The sequence below is a fragment of the Halomicrobium sp. HM KBTZ05 genome (assembly GCF_041530035.1).
Classification (GTDB): Archaea; Halobacteriota; Halobacteria; order Halobacteriales; family Haloarculaceae; genus Halomicrobium.
The window spans coordinates 2,813,475-2,830,837 of sequence record NZ_CP168057.1; the positions used below are offsets into that span (position 1 = coordinate 2,813,475).

Below are 17,363 nucleotides of genomic sequence, written 5' to 3' on the forward strand. Positions count from 1 at the left end.
GTCTACAGCCTCTCGGCGACGTGGTGGCGCACGGCCTCGTGAAATCGGGCACTGTCGAACCGCTCGCGTGACGACGACGGGCGTTCGTCGCGTTCGATCGCCCGTGCGATACGAGCGGCGGCGTCGTCCAGCGAGGTGAACAGCCGTCGCTCGTCGCCGACGACATCGCGCTGCCCGCCGCTGTCGGGGGCGAAGGTGAGCATCCCGGCAGCCACACACTCGGCCAGGGCCATCCCGAAGTGCTCGCGGCGCTTCGTGTTGAGCCCGTAGCGATGAGAGCCAAGCAGGTGTTCCAGTCGCTCCCGGGAAACCTCCCGTTCGAGCGTGACGTACGAACGGTCTCGGGCAGCGGCTTCGACCTGCTCGACGTACTGGCGGTACGCCGAGGCCGCCGACCCGACGAGGTGGAGGTGGCAGTCGTGGCCGCGCTCGCGGACCGCGTCGACGACTTCGATCGCTGCCAGCGGCCGCTTGTCGGGTGCGAGACGGCCAACGGTGACGATCCCACGCTCGCGCTCGTCCCACGGACAGGCCGGCGGGATCGAGTCGACCGGCGGGGCGAGGACGGTCGGCCGGCGGTCGTAGGTCGCCGCGACCACGTCGGCCGTCCAGTCGGAGTTGGCGAGGACGGTTGCGTCCGTGGGCAGTTCCCGGCCGGGACCTGCCAGTCGGGACCACAGTCGATTCCAGCGGTCGAAGCCGCCAGCCGGACAGTGGTACTGAGCGAACTGGGGGAAGTGGACGTACTGGACCGAGGGGAGCGGGAGTGCCATCTCGTTGGCCGTGCTGACTGCGAGGTCGAAGGCGTGGGCACGCCGCCGGAAGGCTGTGACGAGCAGGACGCTCCGGAGCGGGAGTTGCGGCCCCACCACCGGCGCGACGGCGGCGAAGCAGTCGGCGAGTCGACGCCCGGCCAGTGGGCGCTCGACCGTCACGGACACGTCGGTCCCAAAGAGGTCGTTCAGGTCGTCGATGTCGGTCCGTGAGAGCGTAAACAGCGTCACCTCGTGATCTGCCTGCAGCGCCTCACAGACGTGCAGACAGACCGCGTCGGCCCCCCCGCGTAGATCGAGCGTGTTGTGAAGAACGGCGATCCGGGCCACAGGTGTCCAGTGGGGCGGAGCGGATAAAGTCCTATCGTGGCGGTCCAGGCGAGCGACTCGTCAGCTACCAGAGCGTACCGAGGGGCCGAGCCCACGGCAGGTCGAGTACAGGATTCGGACGGACCGCGAGAGACACCACCCGGGGTGAGAACCAACCGGAGCGGCCGAGAACGCGGGCGGCTGCGTCGTGGTTCCTGTCGACCACGGTCTACGGTGTCCAGCCCTGTGGAGTGTGGCCGACCAGCGGATCTGTCGCCCCGACCTGGCCAGTGCTCTGATGACGGCGATGTCGACTCTTGTTTTCGCGGCCAGCCTTCGGGGTCACTCCCGGCGATGCCATCGTCGCGCCCAGTTAGGCTCGTTCTTTTTTTACGCGGGCGATCAACGATCGGCTGTGCAATGCCTGTTCGTCGGTGCCGGCGACGTGGCGAGTCAGTACGCGGCGGGACTGACAGCGTCGCCCGTCGATGTGGTCGGCGTCTGTGACCTGGACCGGGCGCGTGCCGAACGGCTGGCCGAACAGGTCGGAGCGGTGGCCTACACGGACCTTACGACGGCACTGGCCGAGACCACCGCCGTGGCGGTCGTCAATCTGACCGACCACCAGGCCCACGCCGACGTGACCGAGCAGTCGCTGCGAGCGGGCTATCACGTCCACTCGGAGAAACCACTCGCAGTAGACGCCTGGCGGGCGCGGAATCTCCTCGCGCTGGCGTCCGATCGCGGCCTGGCGCTTGGCTGTGCGCCGACGAATCACCGCTCGGTCGCCCAGCGCCAGGCTGCTGGCGTACTCGCGGACGGACGGACCGGCACGATTCGAGAGGGGTACGCCCACGCACACGTCGGCCGGGTGACAGAGTGGCACGACGATCCCGAGGCTTTCCTGGCCGTCGGGCCGCTGTACGACGGAGCCGTCTACCCACTGACGCTCTTGGTCGCGTGGTTCGGGCCGGTCGAGACGGTTCGCACCGCCGACGCGCGCTCGCCATGGCCAGACCGGGCAGAGGACGACCCCGAACGCGCGAGCCACGTGACCGCAACCCTGTCGTTCGCGGGCCCGACAGTCCAGTTGACCGCCAGCTTCTACGCACCACATCGGAGCCGAGAGTTCTACGGACTCGAACTCCACGGCGACGACGGGTCGCTCTATCTGGACGACGCGGGAGCCCTGACAGCGACCGACGACAGTGTACAGTACGGCGGCCTCGGTCGGTCGTACACGTCGATGCCGCCACAGACGCCCGACCGTGAGCGCCGCCACCTCGCTGGCGTCGAACGGCTGGCACGGCACCGGCACCGCGAGCGGCCGCCACTCGCCGATGCCAGGCGCAGCGCCCACGTGGTCGCCGTCTGTACTGCGATCGAGCGCGCCGCGGCGTCTGGCGGTCCGGTGACAGTCGAGGACTGCGGCGCGACGGCGGTCGATCCGGTTCCACCGGTCGTTCGCCCACCGTCGCCGCTCAGCGAAGGGACTGTTCAGCCTGGCGACGGGCGAGCGGCGCTCCGGTTGCCGTCGATCGGCTTCGGCTGTTCGCGCTACCGCGACGGGGAGTACGTCGACCGGACCGACTCGATCGCACGGGCGCTGGACGCGGGCTACCGGCTGCTTGACTCCGCAGAACTGTACGGCAACGAGTACCGGATCGGAGATCTCCTGGCGAGTCCCGGCACACCCGACCGTGAGCGGCTCTTCCTGATTGGGAAAGTCTGGAACACCAACCACGAACACGTCGCGGCGGCCTGCCGAGGGTCGCTCTCGGAACTCGGGATCGACGCGTTCGACTGCTACACGCTCCACTGGCCGACAGCCTGGAAACATCGGGGGCCGCTGGATCGGCTCGCGGAGAAGCCCGTCGCGGAACAAGAGCGGCTGACGTTCCCCGAACGCGACGGCGAGCCAGCGACCGTCGACGTGTCCCTCACCGAGACGTGGCGGCGCATGGAATCGCTCGTCGACGAGGGACTGACCCGCACGCTGGGGCTGTGTAACGTCTCCGTCGAGCAACTCGATGCCGTTTGTGAGGGCGCTCGTGTCCCACCGGCACTCGTTCAGGTCGAGTCCCACCCGTATCGTCCCCGCTCGGAGCTAGTCGCGGAGTGTCACGACCGTGGCATCCGAGTCGTCGCCCACTCGCCACTGTCCGCGCCCGGACTGCTTGAGGAACCAGTGCTGGCCGCCGTCGGCGACGACCACGATCTCTCGCCGGCACAGGTCACACTGGCGTGGCAGATCACCCGCGGCGTGGTCCCGATTCCCGCGAGCAACGACCCGGAGCACGTCGTCGCGAACGCTGCCGCGGCCGGTCGACGCCTCCCGCCGGACGCGATAACCCGAATCGAGGCGCTCGCCGACGCGGAGTTCGGGAGATGAGCGGCGTCGACGGCGAGGTCCCGCCCGCGCTAGTGCGGCGGTGGGCGGCAGGCGTCGTAGTTGCCGTCGTCGGACTGGCGCTCGGGACCGCTCTCCTGGAGATGGTCCTCGTGCATCCGGCCGCGTTCCGCTGGACGGTTGGCGCGGCAGTAATCCTGTGCTTCGAACTCGCGTTCTGGTACTACCACCTCGGCGCGAACCATCGCACGGGAGGAGCGTCGTTCGAGACGCTCGGTGCGGCCAACGCGCTGACGTTGCTGCGGGGGGGCCTCCTCGCAATCGTTGCCGGGTGTGCGCTGATCACACCGGATCCCTTCGCCCCGCTCGCCTGGTTGCCCGCCGCCTGCTACGGGGTGAGCGTAGCCATCGACTGGCTCGACGGCACCGTCGCGCGAGCGACCGATCGAGTGACGGTTCTGGGGTCTCGCCTCGATATGGCGATCGACACGGTCGGGTTCCTTGTGGCCCCAGTCGTCGGTGTGCTCTGGGGACAACTGCCCGTCTGGTACCTCTCGCTGTCGCTCGCTCGCTACCTGTTCAAGAGCGGACGGAGACTCCGGATTGCGCGCGGCCGTCCGGTCTACGATCTTCCCGAGAGCCGGCTTCGGCGGCCGCTTGCCGGCCTCCAGATGGCCTTCATCACGTTCGCTCTGGCACCGGTGACTCCCCCCTCCGTGGTCCGGAGCCTCGCGGCCGTCGTCCTCGTTCCGTCACTGGCGGTGTTCCTGCGAGATTATCTCGCCATCAGTGGTCGTTGGCATAATAATAAAAGGTGAACACACCAACAGATAGCCGTGCAATCATCAGGCGACGGTTGGCTCCAGATGTCGCTCGTCCAGCTGGACGACTACGGACCCTGGACAGTGACACCCAAGCCACGGTCGGAGACCGACCTGCAGGCGTTCCAGTCCCGACTGTTCGCCGATCTGGCCGACTTCGTCGGGAGCCGAGATGGCTACGCCTTCTTCGGGCGCTTCGACAACATGATCGCAGTGACCAACGGAATCGACCCGGAGACCCACGAGCGATTCCAGGAACGGGTTCGCAACCGGTACCCCGTGACTGCCAGCGTCGGGATCGGCCGCGCGCCCACGCCGGCCGCGGCACTGGGAGCCGCCAGCGAAGCGCTGCAGTCAGCCGGCGGGGCTCAGGACCCCGCCCGAGAGTCCGCCATCGCAGTCGCTGGTCCGGATCGATCGTCGGGACACGTCACCATCGCACACTTCGACGTCGTCGACGCGACCGGGACCTACACGAACACCCACAACGCCGTCGACACGAACCTGACCATCCAGCGGGCGACGACGGAGCTCGCGAGTTACCTCCGCTCGGAACACGACGGCGTCACACAGTTCGTCGGCGGTGACAACGTCGTCGCCGCCTGCCCGCCACTGGACGAGGCGCAGTTCGACGAGGCCCTGTCCCACGTCGAGGCGATCGCTGGCGTCACCCTCCAGGTCGGTGTCGGTGCGGGATCGACCGCCCGCGATGCCGGCCAGGAGGCGAAAGAGGCGCTCGAACGCTGTCGCGAGACCGGAACGCGGTTTGCCAGAGGAGACTGATGGTCCAGACACTGTACTTCACCGCAGAACGAGAGGCGGCGATCCGCGATCGGCCCGCAAGAGACCTCGACGCGGAGGCCGTCCGGGTCGAGACGGCAGTGTCGGCAATCAGCGCGGGCACGGAACTGCTCATCTATCGGGGTGACGCACCAGAAGAATTGGTCGCCGACGAGGAACTCGACGCTCTCAGCGGCGATCTCGCCTTCCCGCTGTCCTACGGCTACGCCGCGGTGGGCACGGTCGTCGACACCGGAAGTACCGTCGCCGACGACTGGCGTGGACGACGCGTCTTCGCGTTCAATCCACACGAAACGTCGTTTACCGCTCCCGTGTCGGCAGTCGTCCCGGTCCCACAGACGATGGACACGGAGACGGCTGCACACCTCCCGAGCGTCGAGACCGCCGTCAACTTCGCGCTCGACGGACAGCCTCGCGTCGGCGAGCGCGTCGTGGTCTACGGAGCCGGAACGATCGGACTGTGTACGACGAGCGTCCTCGCCTCGTTCCCACTGGCCGAACTGGTCGTCGTCGATCCAGTCGAACAGCGACGTGCGCTCGCAGAGCGGTTCGGCGCGGACCGAGCAGTTGCCCCTGGCGACGAAATAGGGTTCGCCGATCGAGAGCCCGACGGCGCAGATCTGGTCTACGAACTGTCGGGCAATCCCGAAGCACTCGACGATGCCGTCGGTACCGTCGGCTACGATGGGCGAATCGTCGTCGGCTCGTGGTACGGCACCAACCGCGCCGACCTGGGTCTGGGCGGTCGGTTCCACCGGGACCGAATCACCATCGAGTCGAGTCAGGTCAGTACGATCGCTCCGGAGCTTCGGGGACGGTGGTCAAACGAACGTCGCCTGGAGACCGCCCTGGAGCACCTCGACGACATCACGACCGACGCTCTCGTCTACGATCGAGTCCCGTTCGCTTCGGCCCCCGAGGCGTACCGACGACTGGACGAACACTGCCCACCTGGCGGTATCATACTCACCTACTAGCCTTTCACTGACCAACATGGGACCAGACACACACGACACGTACCGCGTCGCGGTCGAACGCGATCTGATCGCACAGCACTCCCTCACCGTCCCCGATCCGGGACCCGAAGGAACGGTCCACAGTCACCACTTTACCGTCACCCTGGTACTCACGGGACCGGAGCTAAACGAGTACGGCTACCTCGCCGACATCGACGCTGTCCACGCCGCGCTCGACGACATCGAGGAGAGATACACCGACGGCCTGTTGAACGATCTCCCGGAGTTCGACGGGCTGAATCCGAGCGTCGAACACTTCGCGCGACTGATCGGCGACCGTGTCGCCCCACGGTTCGAGGACGCTCCGGCGACGACGCTCACCGTCCGCGTCCACGAGGACGAGGCCGCGTGGGCGAGCCACGAACGGACGCTGGACTGATGGACCACGCCACACCACGCTACCTCCACGCCAAGGAGTCGGTCGACGAGCGAGCGCGCTCTGGGCGGGTCCGGGACCGGCTGCTCGCAGCCCTCCCCGACGACCCCCAGATCGTCGATCTCGGGTGCGGGACCGGCGTCACCGTCTCGAACCTCCGCCGATGGGGTGTCGACCGCGGGCGCTACCGCGGGATCGACACGGCGGCACCGATCGTCACCCACGCCCGCGCAGTTCGCCCCGAAATCTGTCGGCAGACGGGGGCGACAGTGTCGCGAGACGCGTCGGGATGGACCGCCGACGGCCTCGACTGTCGGTTTCGGGTCGGGGAGGCGCTGGCCTCGGCCGACGAACAGTTCCAGGACGGGGCCGATGTCGTGGTCGCACAGGCGTTCCTCGACCTCGTCGACCTCGACGACGCCCTCGCAGCCGTCCGGCGGGCGCTCGCCCCCAGCGGCCTGCTGTACGCACCGATCACGTTCGACGGCGTGACCTGTTTCCAGCCCGACCACCCCGACGACGAGGCCGTCCAGCGGGCGTACCACGCGGCGATCGATACCCAGCCCGGCCGGGACAGTCGGGCAGGGCGACACCTCCTCGATCGGCTCAGAGATCGAGCGGTGCTGGCGGTCGATAGCGCCGACTGGATCGTCAGGCCACGAGACGGCACGTATCCCGCCGACGAACGTTACTTCCTCTCGCAGATACTGTCGTTCGTCGCGGACGCGCTGGCCGAATCCGCCGTCGACGGAACTGACTGGCTCACGACGCGGCGGGCACAGCTCGAAGCGGGTGCGTTGACCTACGTCGCCCACCAGTACGACTTCCTCGCGCGACTATGATGGTGCTGACCCACATCCTCGTCGGACTGTCGTTGGCAGTTCCGGTCACCGTCGTGGCCCCCTCGCTGGCTGGACCGGCCGCGCTCGGCGGAATCATTGGCGGGTTCGTCCCCGATCTCGACCTCCTCGGTGGACAGCACCGCAAGACGCTCCACTTCCCGGTGTTGGGACTCATTCCCCCCGGAGCCGGCGTCGTCGTTGCCCTGCTCGTACCCGGCCCCCTCACCGCCGCCGTCGCGGTCGGCGGAGTCGCGTTCGTCGTCCACTCGGCCAGCGACGCGCTCGGCGGCGGCCGAGAACTCAGACCCTGGGAACGGACCAACACCGACGCCGTCTACGATCATTACCGCGGGCGGTGGCTGGCGGCCCGCTATCTGGTCCCCTACGACGGCCACCCACGGGATCTGCTCGTCGCCGTCCTCGCTGCGATTCCGGTACTGGCAGTCTACGACGGCCCGGTCCGCTGGGTCACCGTGAGTGCCCTCCTCCTGGGCACAGTGTACGCGCTCGTTCGCAAACGGATTCCGAAGTACGTCAGGCCGATCGTGGAGTGAGTCACACCCCTCGCCGCTCACGTGTCGCTCACTTTGTTCGCTCCCGCTCACCGCTTCCGAGATCCGTGACTCCCGTCGGTCGTCACGGATCTCGTACGTATCCGGAAAATCCATACCCGTCGCCGGCCAACGACGATTCGATGGACGCACCGCTGTGGACCGAGAAACACGCCCCATCGCTCGCAGACATTCCCCAGCCACAGGCCCGCGAGCACCTCCAGGGCGCGATCGAGGAGCCGATGAACCTCCTCGTTCACGGACCGATCGGGTCGGGCAAGACCGCGGCCGTGCGGGCGCTGGCCGAGGAGACCCACGAGAACCCCGACGCCGACCTCGTCGAGATCAACGTCGCCGACGTGTTCGATCTGACCAAGAAGGAAGTCGCCAACGACCCCCGGTTTTCGTCGTTTATCGACTCGAAGCGCCGACGTGACTCCTCGAAGGCGGACCTGATCAACCACGTCCTCAAGGAGTCGGCGAGCTACACGCCGATGTCGGGCTCGTACAAGACGATCCTGCTGGACAACGCCGAAGGGATGCGAGAGGACTTCCAGCAGGCGCTGCGTCGCGTGATGGAGCAGTACTACGAGGCGACGCAGTTCGTGATCGCGACTCGCCAGCCCTCCGCGCTGATCCCGCCGATCCGCTCGCGGTGTTTCCCGATCGTGATGCGTGCGCCGACCCACGAGGAGACCGTCGGCGCGCTCGAACGAGTCGTCGAGAGAGAGGGGGTCGACTACGACGCGGACGGACTGGAGTACGTCGCCGGCTACGCCGACGGCGATCTCCGGCAGGCGGTGCTGGCCGCCCAGACCACCCACGAGCAGGCGGGCGAGATCACGATGAACACCGCCTACGAGGCCCTCAACGCCGTCGAGGCCGACGACCAGGTCGAGTCGATGATCGCGGCCGCCGAAGCCGGTGAGTTTACCGACGCGCGTGCGACCCTCGACGACCTGCTCGTCGACGAGGGCCACAGCGGCGGGGACGTGCTCGAAGACGTACTCGAAGTCGTTCGGGCTCGCTACTCGGGCGACCGCGTCGCCGAGATCCACCGGATCGCCGGCCGGATCGACGCCGACCTCGTCGAAGGGACGAGCGACCGGATCCACGTCTCCCATCTGCTGGCCGAGATCGGCGAACTGGCACAGACAGAGGGGTGAGCGGCGGTGGTCGGCCGGGAGACCGGACCCACCGGCGTGCGTCGTGCATCTCCGAAAGTAGTCCAATTTTTACACTATCAGCAACACTTTTCATCTGAGTATCAGTAGTATCCGGTGATATGAGTCAGATGTCAGCCGGTGTCAGCACCGTCCAGCTCTGCATGCGACGGTTCGCGCCGGACGCGGCCCAGCAACGCCAACGGGAGGTGGTCGCACAGCTGGAAGCGCTGTCCGACCGGGGGCTCGTCGAGGAGGTGACCCGCGAGTGGTGGAGCACGCGCGTCTGTACACCGGGGACAGACGACAGTGAGGGAGCTTCCTGTCCGATGATCGTCGAGGAACTGCTCGACGCCGTCGAGGGAACGGGGATCTCGTTGCAGCCGGCCTTCCGTCACGCGACGGGCCACGAGACCGCGGACTCGGACGTGCTCTATCTCCCGGTGATCTGTCTGGTCGTCCGCGAGGACGGCGAGATCGCGGGGATCTATCCGGCCTGTGACGGCCAGACCCACCACCGCGTCGAGGACGCACTCGATCGGATCGAGTCTGGCGAAGCCGTCTCGAACCTCTAAATAGCGGGCCACACAGAGGCTGGTGTCGACCACCCGTCGCTCGACATGGGAAGCTTCCTTAGGATCGAAGCAGTAGCTACGATCATGAAACGAGAGCCGCCACAGACCGAAGAGGGCTGGTACGTGTTGCACGACCTGCGCCACGTCGACTGGGACGCCTGGCGGGCGGCCCCCGAGCGAGACCGGGATCGAGCGCTGACCGACGGGATCGACTACCTGGAGTACTTCGAGGCCGTCGAGGACAGTTCGGCGGGCCAGTCTGCGGTCTACACCGTGCTGGGCGACAAGGCCGACCTCATGATTCTGCACCTGCGGCCGACGATGGCCGACCTGGACGCCGCCGAGCGGCAGTTCGAGCAGACCGAGTTCGCCCGCTACACAGAGCAGGCCACCTCCTACGTCTCCGTGACGGAGGCCTCGGGCTACACCGAGAAGGCCCGCGAGTACTTCGAGGGCGAGGTCGACGACGACTCCGGGCTGGCACAGTACATCCAGGCCCGTCTGCACCCCGACATCCCCGACGAGGAGTTCGTCTGCTTCTACCCGATGAGCAAGCGTCGCGAGCCGGACCAGAACTGGTACGACCTGCCCTTCGCCGAGCGGGCCGAACACATCAAGCGCCACGGTGACATCGGCCGTCAGTACGGCGGCAAGGTCGAGCAGATGATCGCCGGCTCGATCGGGTTCGACGACCACGAGTGGGGGATCACGCTCTGGAGCGACGACATGACCCACGTCAAGGACCTGCTCACGCAGATGCGCTTCGACCCTTCGACGTCGAAGTTCGCCGACTTCGGGCGCTTCTACGTCGGTCGCCGGTTCGCGCCGTCGGACCTGCCGGCGATGATGAACGGCCAGCGCGTTCCGGCCGAGGGCACGAACGCACCGGGAGCGACGACCGACGGACACGCCCGGCCCGCCGACGGAGACCATCCCGGGACCCGCGAGACCGCGACGGCCGGCCAGTCCGGCGACGCGGGCAGTCACGGCGGCGTCCATCCGGGCAGCTCCGCCGAGGGCGACCACCCACACGACGGCGGCGACGTGGCCAACCAGGACGACGCGAGCGAGACCGACGACGACGGCCACCCCGGGAGCGGTGGCCGCCCGTCGCCGGGTGAGACCACGTACGAGGACGTCGACGACCTCACCCAGCGACTCGCCACGATGGGGCTGTCCGAGGGCGAGGACTACGACGCCGGCGACTACGGACTGCTGTTCTACTCGGAGAGTGACGCCGAGGCACTGGCCGACGAGGTCGCCGACCTCCGGGAGAGCTTCGACCACTACGACCGCCACGTCGCGACGACCGTGCGCGCCCAGAGCGGTCGGGCCGCCGTCGTCAGCATCTGGACCGCACAGGAAGCCGCCGAGACCGCCGCCGGGTTCCTGGGCGACGTGTCCGGCGTCGACGACACCTACGGGGGCCACCTCGGCGACGGCGCGGACGACGAGCCCGAGCCGACGACGGCGAACTCCAGCGAAGAGATCCAGCAACAGCTCGCCGACGCAAACGTCTACGCCGGGCAGCCGAACGGAGAGGACGTGTTCGCGCTGGTGCTGTACTCCGAGGCCGACCCCGAGACGCTGTCTACCGAAGTGGCCGAACTCACGGAGAGCTTCGATCACTACGACACACACGAGGGCACTGCGGTCTACGAGGCCGGCGAGCCCCTCGACGCCGCGACGGCGGACGCCGACCAGCCCCGAGCGGCCGTCGTCAGCCTCTGGGAGACCCAGAGTGCCGCCGACACGGCGAGTGGCTTCCTCACCGATCTCCCGGGGATCGTCGGCCGCCCCGACGAGGGCGACGGCTTCGGTACGATGGGGATGTTCTACACCGTCGAGCCGGACCACCGCGAGGAGTTCGTCGAGACCTTCGACGAGGTCGGCGAGCTACTCGACGAGATGGACGGCCACCGAGAGACGACGCTGCTTGCGAACCGCGACGACGAGAACGACATGTTCATCGCGAGCCAGTGGGACAGCAAGGAAGACGCGATGGCGTTCTTCCGGTCCGACGAGTTCGCCGAAACCGTCCAGTGGGGGCGGACGGTCCTCGCGGATCGCCCGCGCCACGTCTTCCTGGCCTGAGAACGGCCACGAGTGACACGAGTGGCCGCTTTTTCGCCGCCGGAAAACTCGCTCTGCTCGATTTCCGAGCCCTGCCTCGCGAAGGTCGACAGGACCACGTTTTTCGAGGAGTGGTCACGCGAGTGATCCGACGACGAAAAAGGTGGAGTCGGGGGCGGACGGTCCTCGCAGATCGCCCGCGCCACGTCTTCCTGGCCTGAGAACGGCCACGAGTGACACGAGTGGCCGCTTTTTGATCGCCGTCGCTCTGACGGCGTTTTGAGCGACGGGAACTATTTCGACGCGTCGGCCGAATCGGTTGTGTATGTACCGACGTTCCTTCCTCGCGGCACTGACCGGCGGCGGCCTCGCCGCGGCCAGTGGCTTCGCGGCCCATCGACCGCGCCTGATCGACGGCGCGCGGCGCGGTCGCGGCGATCCCGTCTCGGTGACGCGGACGATCACCGACGAGTCGATCACGTACGACGCCGACCGCGACACGATCCGCTATCCGACGCTGGTCGGGAGCGACGGACCGATCGAGTCCCGGTCGGAGCCGTTCGTACTGTGGGCGAACCGGCGCTGTGCCAGCGTGGGTTCGGAGGTGGTGCTCCCGGCGATCGCGGATCGGGTCGACGGTGAACCGACCGGCATCGGAAAGGGAGTCCGCGGTGTGTCCTTCGGGCTGGTGATCACCGTCTCGGCGACGACGACGCGCGACCGCGACGGAGCGGTCGTCAGCGAGCCGAACCTCTCCGTCGAGCGACTGGTGGGGGTGACGCCGGCGACCGTCTCGGCGACGATCGCGTTCGACGGGCGGGAACACACCAGCCACGTCCCGGTGTTCGTCGAGGAGAGCGAAGTGAGTTACCTGTAGCGAGGCGATGGAGAATCGAGTGCTACTGGGCGTCGTCGGGCACGTCGGCGTCGTCCTCTTCGGTTCTGGTCTTTTCCACGTCGAGTTCGCCGAAGTAGATGTCCGCGCCGTCCTGTGCGACCTTCTCGGCCAGCACGGCACACTTGACCCGCATCGGAGAGATCTCGACGCCGAGCATGTCGACGATGTCGTCGCGGTCCATCTCGTCGAGTGCTTCGACGGACATACCGTGGAGCTGTTCGGAGAGCATCGAGGCCGAGGCCTGGGAGATGGCACAGCCGTCGCCCCGGAACGCCACCCGTTCGATCGTCTCCTCGGCGTCGTCGAGGACGACGTCCATCTCGATGGTGTCGCCACACATCGGATTCTCGCCGACGTGGGTGAACGTTGGCTCCTCGATCTCCCCGTAGTTGCGAGGACTCTTGTAGTGATCGAGGATCTGCTGTCGGTACATATCGGAGCCGCCAAGACCCATTGTTGGAGGCGAGTAGGGGAGTCCCGGCCAAAAGGGTTCCGGGGCCGACACAGTCCCGAGCGCCCCAGGTCGCCCGTCGAAGCCGTCGTATCTGTCGATACGGCGACAGACTTTCACGGACGATCACCGAAGATTATAATTGCAACAGCGTTGTTAATAGTTCGCAAGGAACTTCGATGTTCGATCGAATCAGTGAGCTGTCGAATAAGTCGCTGTCGAACGGTGAGACGCCGTCGGCCGACGAACTCGATGGTGGGCCGCTGGCGTCGCTGCTGGGAGAGGGGGAGACACTGCAACACGTCGTCGCCGGGAACGGTGGGCTCGATCACACGACCAACGGGCGTTCGACGTCGATCGAGCCAAGCGGCGGCCACACGGCGTACATGGTGGTCACGGACCGTCGCGTCTACTTCGTGCTCGGCGACGACCCGGAGACGGCCGAGGTGACCTTCCCTCACGCGGAGATCACGAGCGCGGAGTTCAACAGCGGGCTCCTCAACGCGACGATACTGGTCAAGATCGCCGACGGCTCCGTCCGGTTCACGCCCAAAGACGCCGATCAGGGGGCGACGGTCACCGACTACATCGAACGGATGGCCACCGCCTGGGGAGAGTTCGACGCCGCGCTGACGGACGCACGGAAGACGATCGAGGAGATCGAACAGCGACTCGCCAGCGGCGAGGAGACCTCACGACTCGTCCAGGGTGCCAGATCCTACATCTCGAACGCACACCACGCTGCCACCCACGACGACGACGCGCCCACAGAGCGCATGACGGAGCTGATCGAACCCGTCGAGACGCAACTCGACCAGCTCTGTGTGGCCATCGACACCGAGCAAATCGAGTCGCTGCTGGCCGAGGCCCGCCAGGCCAAGGTCGAGGGCGACCACGAGACGGCCTTCGAAACCCTCGCCCGGGCTCACTCGACGATCGCCGACGGACGCAAGGCCGTCACCGACGGCGGCGTCCTCGAAGCGATCAACGAACTGGGATCGACCTACGACGAACTCGTGCAGATGACCTTCGAGGACGCGACGGCGGCCTGCCACCGCGGGCAGTCGACGGACGATCCCGCGGACGCCGTCGACGCCTGGCGGGAAGCACGCCAGCGCTACCGGGCCGCGCTCTCTGCAGACTGGGACGGCGAGGCGAGTGTCAGCGCCGAGGCTCTCGAGTTCCAGCTTGCGTGGGTGACCCAGCGCCTGATCGACGCCCACATCGACTACGGCGACGCGCTCGAAGCCGAGGGCGAGGAGATCGACGACAGCGACGAGGCGACCGACCGCTACGAACGAGCCAAACGACAGCTCACCCGCGCACGGGAGCTCGCGAGCCAGCACACGTACGCGACCGCGCCGGTCTCGACGGAGCGACTCGACGACATCGAAGAGAAGATCGAACTCGGAGCGTGGCAGTGGGGCGGAGCCGAGTAGTCATCGTATAGGGAGTCATAGAACGGTTGGCGCACCCGTCTTCTGCCCTCTCGAATCGCTCAATGCAGGTGAAACACTGATCGCTTAGTACCGAATCCAGATTTATCGTCTTCGCCGAAGCTCGTTCGTGTACACTGCGAATGTGAAGAGTGGACCAACTGCGAGGAGAAGAATTAATTCGTCAACAGCGGCTCCGATGACACTGAGCTGAAGGCCGATAATCATAAGCATAATGTCGTTCTTCCGGGCGGCAGCAGCGTCCATACTGTGTGATGTTTCTTATCTACTACAAGTGTTTTGCACCCACCAACTAGCGTTCAATAGGCAGGATTACTGAGCAGCGTATTTAGTCAATCAACGCCGAAAAATAGTCACCTTGTGAAGAGTTCTATGACGCCCCATCGTTGTCGGTGAAATATTCTGAATTTTATCTACTGGATCGATAGTTATAATCGGACAGCAGCGGACTGTACTGCGGGGGCCACTCAATGCTCGACCGAATCAGCGAACTTTCGAGGGAGACCGTCCGGGGGGAAACGACGATCGCGGAGCTCGGTACCGGGCCGCTCGAATCGCTCCTCGGGGACGAGGAAGCCGCACAGTACGTCCTGGCAAGCACCAGCGCGATCGAACACACGGTCGACGGGCAACCGACGAGCATCGAGCCCGACGACGGCCACGGCGCGTACCTGGTCGTGACAGACCACCGGCTGTACGCGCTGCTGGGCGACGAGCCGACGACGGCGGCGCTGACCCTCGCCCTCGGTGCAGTCTCCCGGTCGGCGCTCGACGACGGACTGCTACGGACGACACTGACCGTCCAGACTCCGACGGAGTCCGTCGTCTTCCGCCCGGTCGACGCCGAACAGGCCGCGGCCGCCGAGGCGTACGTCGACCGCGTCGGCTCGTGCTGGTCCGAGCTGGCGACGGCACTCGACGACGCACGGGCCGGCCTCGACGCGCTGCGCGAGGCGATCGAGGCGTCGGACGCCGTCGACCGTCACCGACAGCACGCACGCGCCCGGCTCTCGAAGGCCTACCACTGTGCGACCCAGGCGGACGACGCGCCGACGGCGGCGATGCGGGCACAGATCGAGCCCGTCGAGGACGAGCTGGACCGACTCTGTGCGGTGGCGACGGCCGACGAGGTCGAGACGCGACTCGAAGCAGCTCGCAGCGCCCACGAGGACGGCGACTACGAAACCGCCTTCGAGACACTGGTCGCAGCCGGCGAGTCACTCGACGAGGCCAGCGAGACCGACGACGTCGAGAACCGCTTCGAAGCCCTCCGTGAGACCCACGACGAGCTCGCGACGACGTTTCTGGAGCGCGCAGAGCAGCGCTGTCGGGACGGACTCGATGCGGCGACGCCCCCAGAGAGGGTCGACGCCTGGGAGGACGCACTCGACCGCTACAGGGCCGCAGCGGCCGCCGGGTGGACGGCCGCCGCGGGCGTGACCGAGGCGATGGTTCGGTTCCAGCTGGTCTGGGTGGTCGATCGCTGTGTCGACGCGCTCGCGACGGCGGCCGCCGAACTGGCAGCCCAGGGCGACGACCGGGGCGAGGGACACGCAGACGCCGCCGACTACTACGAGCGAGCGCTCGAACGCCTCCGACGGGCCGAGCAGCTCTCGGACGCACATCCCGAGGCCGGCGACAGCTTCGCGGATAGGATCGACGCGCTCGAAACGAAGGCCGAGCGTGCCCAGTGGCAGTGGGGCGGCGAGGACTGACCGAACGCAGCGTCAGTAACTCACCACCGGATCCCGCTCCAGAGACCACCTTTTCGCCTCGTTCGGTCCTCACTCGGCGAAAACGTGGGCGAAAAACGCCACCAGCTCAGTAACTCACCACCGGATCCCGCTCCCGAGACCACCTTTTCGCCTCGTTCGTTCCTCACTCGGCGAAAACGTGGGCGAAAAACGACAGCGTCAGTAACTCACCACCGGATCCCGCTCCCAGAACTCGCTGCCCTTCTCCAGTTTCGGCACCCAGGTCTCTTCCTCGCGGGCCAGCAGCGTCACGTGGGACTCCTTGACCTCTTTCAGGGTGTCGTGCTCGGGGAGGAACTGGCCGACCCGCTCGGTGAACGCCCGAACTTCGTCGTGGCTGGGCATCGAGTCCCGATCCAGACGGCCACGGGAGTGGCCGACGTGCATGTAGGCCTTCATCTCGATGTAGTCGGCGTCGGCGCGCTGGCACATCGCGGCGTACCAGGCGGGGTGGTGCATGTTGTGGCCCTTCACCAGCGTCGTCCGGATCACGGTCCGGGTGTCGTCTTTGTCGGCCAGCACGTCCAGCGTGTCGATCAACGAGTCCCACGCGCCGTCCTCGACGGCCTTGACCGTGTCGTCGAAGGTCTTGCGGTCGGGCGCGTCCACGGAGACGTACAGCTGTGTCGGATCACACTCGGCCAGCACGTCGGGGTTCGTGCCGTTGGAGACGAGGAAGGTCGTGATGTCTCGGTCGTGGAACTCCTCGATGAGTTCGGGCAGGTACGGGTACAGCGACGGCTCGCCGTCCAGCGAGATGGCGACGTGACGAGGCTCCATGGCCTCCTCGAAGCGCTCGCGAGGGACCTTCTCGTTGCCGCCAAAGCCCGAGAGGAGTTTCTTCTGGAGTTCCAGCGAGGCGTCGGCGACCGCCGACGGATCGTCCCACTCCACGTCGCCCAGTTCGTAGGCGTGGCCGGCGTGGTCGCGCCAGCAGAAGACACACCGCTCGTTGCACTTGACGACGGGGGTCATCTGGATGCAGCGGTGGGACTCGATGCCGTAGAAGATGTACTTATAACATTTGCCACGTCCTGTAAGAGCATTCTTGGTCCACCCACAGGTTTGTGCCGCCGTGTGATTCTCACTGTGGTAATCGGGATCGTCTACCTGTTTCGGCCCGTTCGATTCGCTCATTTGCTGAATAGGTTGT

The 17,363-nt window shown here is 66.7% G+C and carries 16 protein-coding genes; 13 read left to right on the forward strand and 3 right to left on the reverse strand.

Annotated elements, in window-relative coordinates; genetic code table 11:
* Positions 1-2: 2 nt before the first annotated feature.
* Positions 3-1,103, reverse strand: a complete 1,101-nt coding sequence (locus tag ACAH01_RS14660) for a glycosyltransferase family 4 protein (RefSeq protein WP_170093391.1) — start codon at positions 1,101-1,103, stop codon at positions 3-5.
* Positions 1,104-1,497: 394 nt separating this feature from the next.
* Here ACAH01_RS14660 and ACAH01_RS14665 point away from each other — a divergent pair, with 394 nt between their 5' ends.
* From ACAH01_RS14665 to ACAH01_RS14715, 11 genes are all read left to right on the forward strand, one after another.
* A complete protein-coding gene (locus ACAH01_RS14665) occupies positions 1,498-3,474 on the forward strand; it encodes an aldo/keto reductase (protein ID WP_372479684.1) in 1,977 nt (658 codons plus the stop codon).
* Positions 3,471-4,250, forward strand: coding sequence for a CDP-alcohol phosphatidyltransferase family protein (locus ACAH01_RS14670; RefSeq protein ID WP_240936945.1), 780 nt, complete (start codon positions 3,471-3,473; stop codon positions 4,248-4,250). Before ACAH01_RS14665 ends, ACAH01_RS14670 begins: the two co-directional genes overlap by 4 nt.
* A 48-nt stretch (positions 4,251-4,298) precedes the next feature.
* On the forward strand, positions 4,299-5,036 hold the full coding sequence (locus tag ACAH01_RS14675; RefSeq protein WP_170093389.1) for a GTP cyclohydrolase IIa: 738 nt from the start codon (positions 4,299-4,301) through the stop codon (positions 5,034-5,036).
* Positions 5,036-6,031, forward strand: a complete 996-nt coding sequence (locus ACAH01_RS14680; protein ID WP_170093388.1) for a zinc-binding alcohol dehydrogenase — start codon at positions 5,036-5,038, stop codon at positions 6,029-6,031. The genes ACAH01_RS14675 and ACAH01_RS14680 overlap by 1 nt, the downstream gene beginning before the upstream one ends.
* Positions 6,032-6,047: 16 nt before the next feature.
* A complete protein-coding gene (locus ACAH01_RS14685; protein WP_372479685.1) occupies positions 6,048-6,449 on the forward strand; it encodes a 6-pyruvoyl tetrahydropterin synthase family protein in 402 nt (133 codons plus the stop codon).
* Entirely contained in the window at positions 6,419-7,288 is an 870-nt protein-coding gene (locus ACAH01_RS14690) for a class I SAM-dependent methyltransferase (protein WP_346775225.1), read from the forward strand. The genes ACAH01_RS14685 and ACAH01_RS14690 overlap by 31 nt, the downstream gene beginning before the upstream one ends.
* On the forward strand, positions 7,285-7,842 hold the full coding sequence (locus ACAH01_RS14695) for a metal-dependent hydrolase (protein WP_372479686.1): 558 nt from the start codon (positions 7,285-7,287) through the stop codon (positions 7,840-7,842). The genes ACAH01_RS14690 and ACAH01_RS14695 overlap by 4 nt, the downstream gene beginning before the upstream one ends.
* Positions 7,843-7,982: 140 nt before the next feature.
* The gene (locus ACAH01_RS14700) at positions 7,983-9,005 is read left to right on the forward strand and encodes an AAA family ATPase (protein WP_372479687.1); all 1,023 of its coding nucleotides are present in this window, start codon (positions 7,983-7,985) and stop codon (positions 9,003-9,005) included.
* A gap of 119 nt (positions 9,006-9,124) precedes the next feature.
* Positions 9,125-9,577, forward strand: a complete 453-nt coding sequence (locus ACAH01_RS14705; protein WP_372479688.1) for an HTH domain-containing protein — start codon at positions 9,125-9,127, stop codon at positions 9,575-9,577.
* Positions 9,578-9,658: 81 nt separating this feature from the next.
* A complete protein-coding gene (locus ACAH01_RS14710; protein WP_372480811.1) occupies positions 9,659-11,671 on the forward strand; it encodes a heme-binding protein in 2,013 nt (670 codons plus the stop codon).
* 304 nt (positions 11,672-11,975) lie between these two features.
* Positions 11,976-12,527: a hypothetical protein gene (locus ACAH01_RS14715; RefSeq protein WP_372479689.1), complete on the forward strand. Its 552-nt coding sequence runs from the start codon at positions 11,976-11,978 to the stop codon at positions 12,525-12,527.
* 22 nt (positions 12,528-12,549) lie between these two features.
* Here ACAH01_RS14715 and ACAH01_RS14720 read toward each other — a convergent pair whose 3' ends face one another.
* Positions 12,550-13,002 carry an iron-sulfur cluster assembly scaffold protein gene (locus ACAH01_RS14720; RefSeq protein ID WP_170093382.1) on the reverse strand — a complete coding sequence of 151 codons (453 nt, stop codon included), beginning with the start codon at positions 13,000-13,002 and terminating at the stop codon, positions 12,550-12,552.
* Between the two features lie 176 nt (positions 13,003-13,178).
* Between ACAH01_RS14720 and ACAH01_RS14725 the strand changes: the two genes are divergently transcribed.
* Both ACAH01_RS14725 and ACAH01_RS14730 read left to right on the forward strand, forming a co-directional pair.
* Positions 13,179-14,438, forward strand: coding sequence for a hypothetical protein (locus ACAH01_RS14725; protein WP_372479690.1), 1,260 nt, complete (start codon positions 13,179-13,181; stop codon positions 14,436-14,438).
* A gap of 488 nt (positions 14,439-14,926) precedes the next feature.
* Positions 14,927-16,171, forward strand: coding sequence for a hypothetical protein (locus ACAH01_RS14730; protein ID WP_372479691.1), 1,245 nt, complete (start codon positions 14,927-14,929; stop codon positions 16,169-16,171).
* Positions 16,172-16,369: 198 nt separating this feature from the next.
* On the opposite strand, the gene twy1 is transcribed toward ACAH01_RS14730, so the two are convergent.
* Positions 16,370-17,347: a 4-demethylwyosine synthase TYW1 gene (gene twy1 / locus ACAH01_RS14735; RefSeq protein ID WP_372479693.1), complete on the reverse strand. Its 978-nt coding sequence runs from the start codon at positions 17,345-17,347 to the stop codon at positions 16,370-16,372.
* Positions 17,348-17,363: the final 16 nt, after the last annotated feature.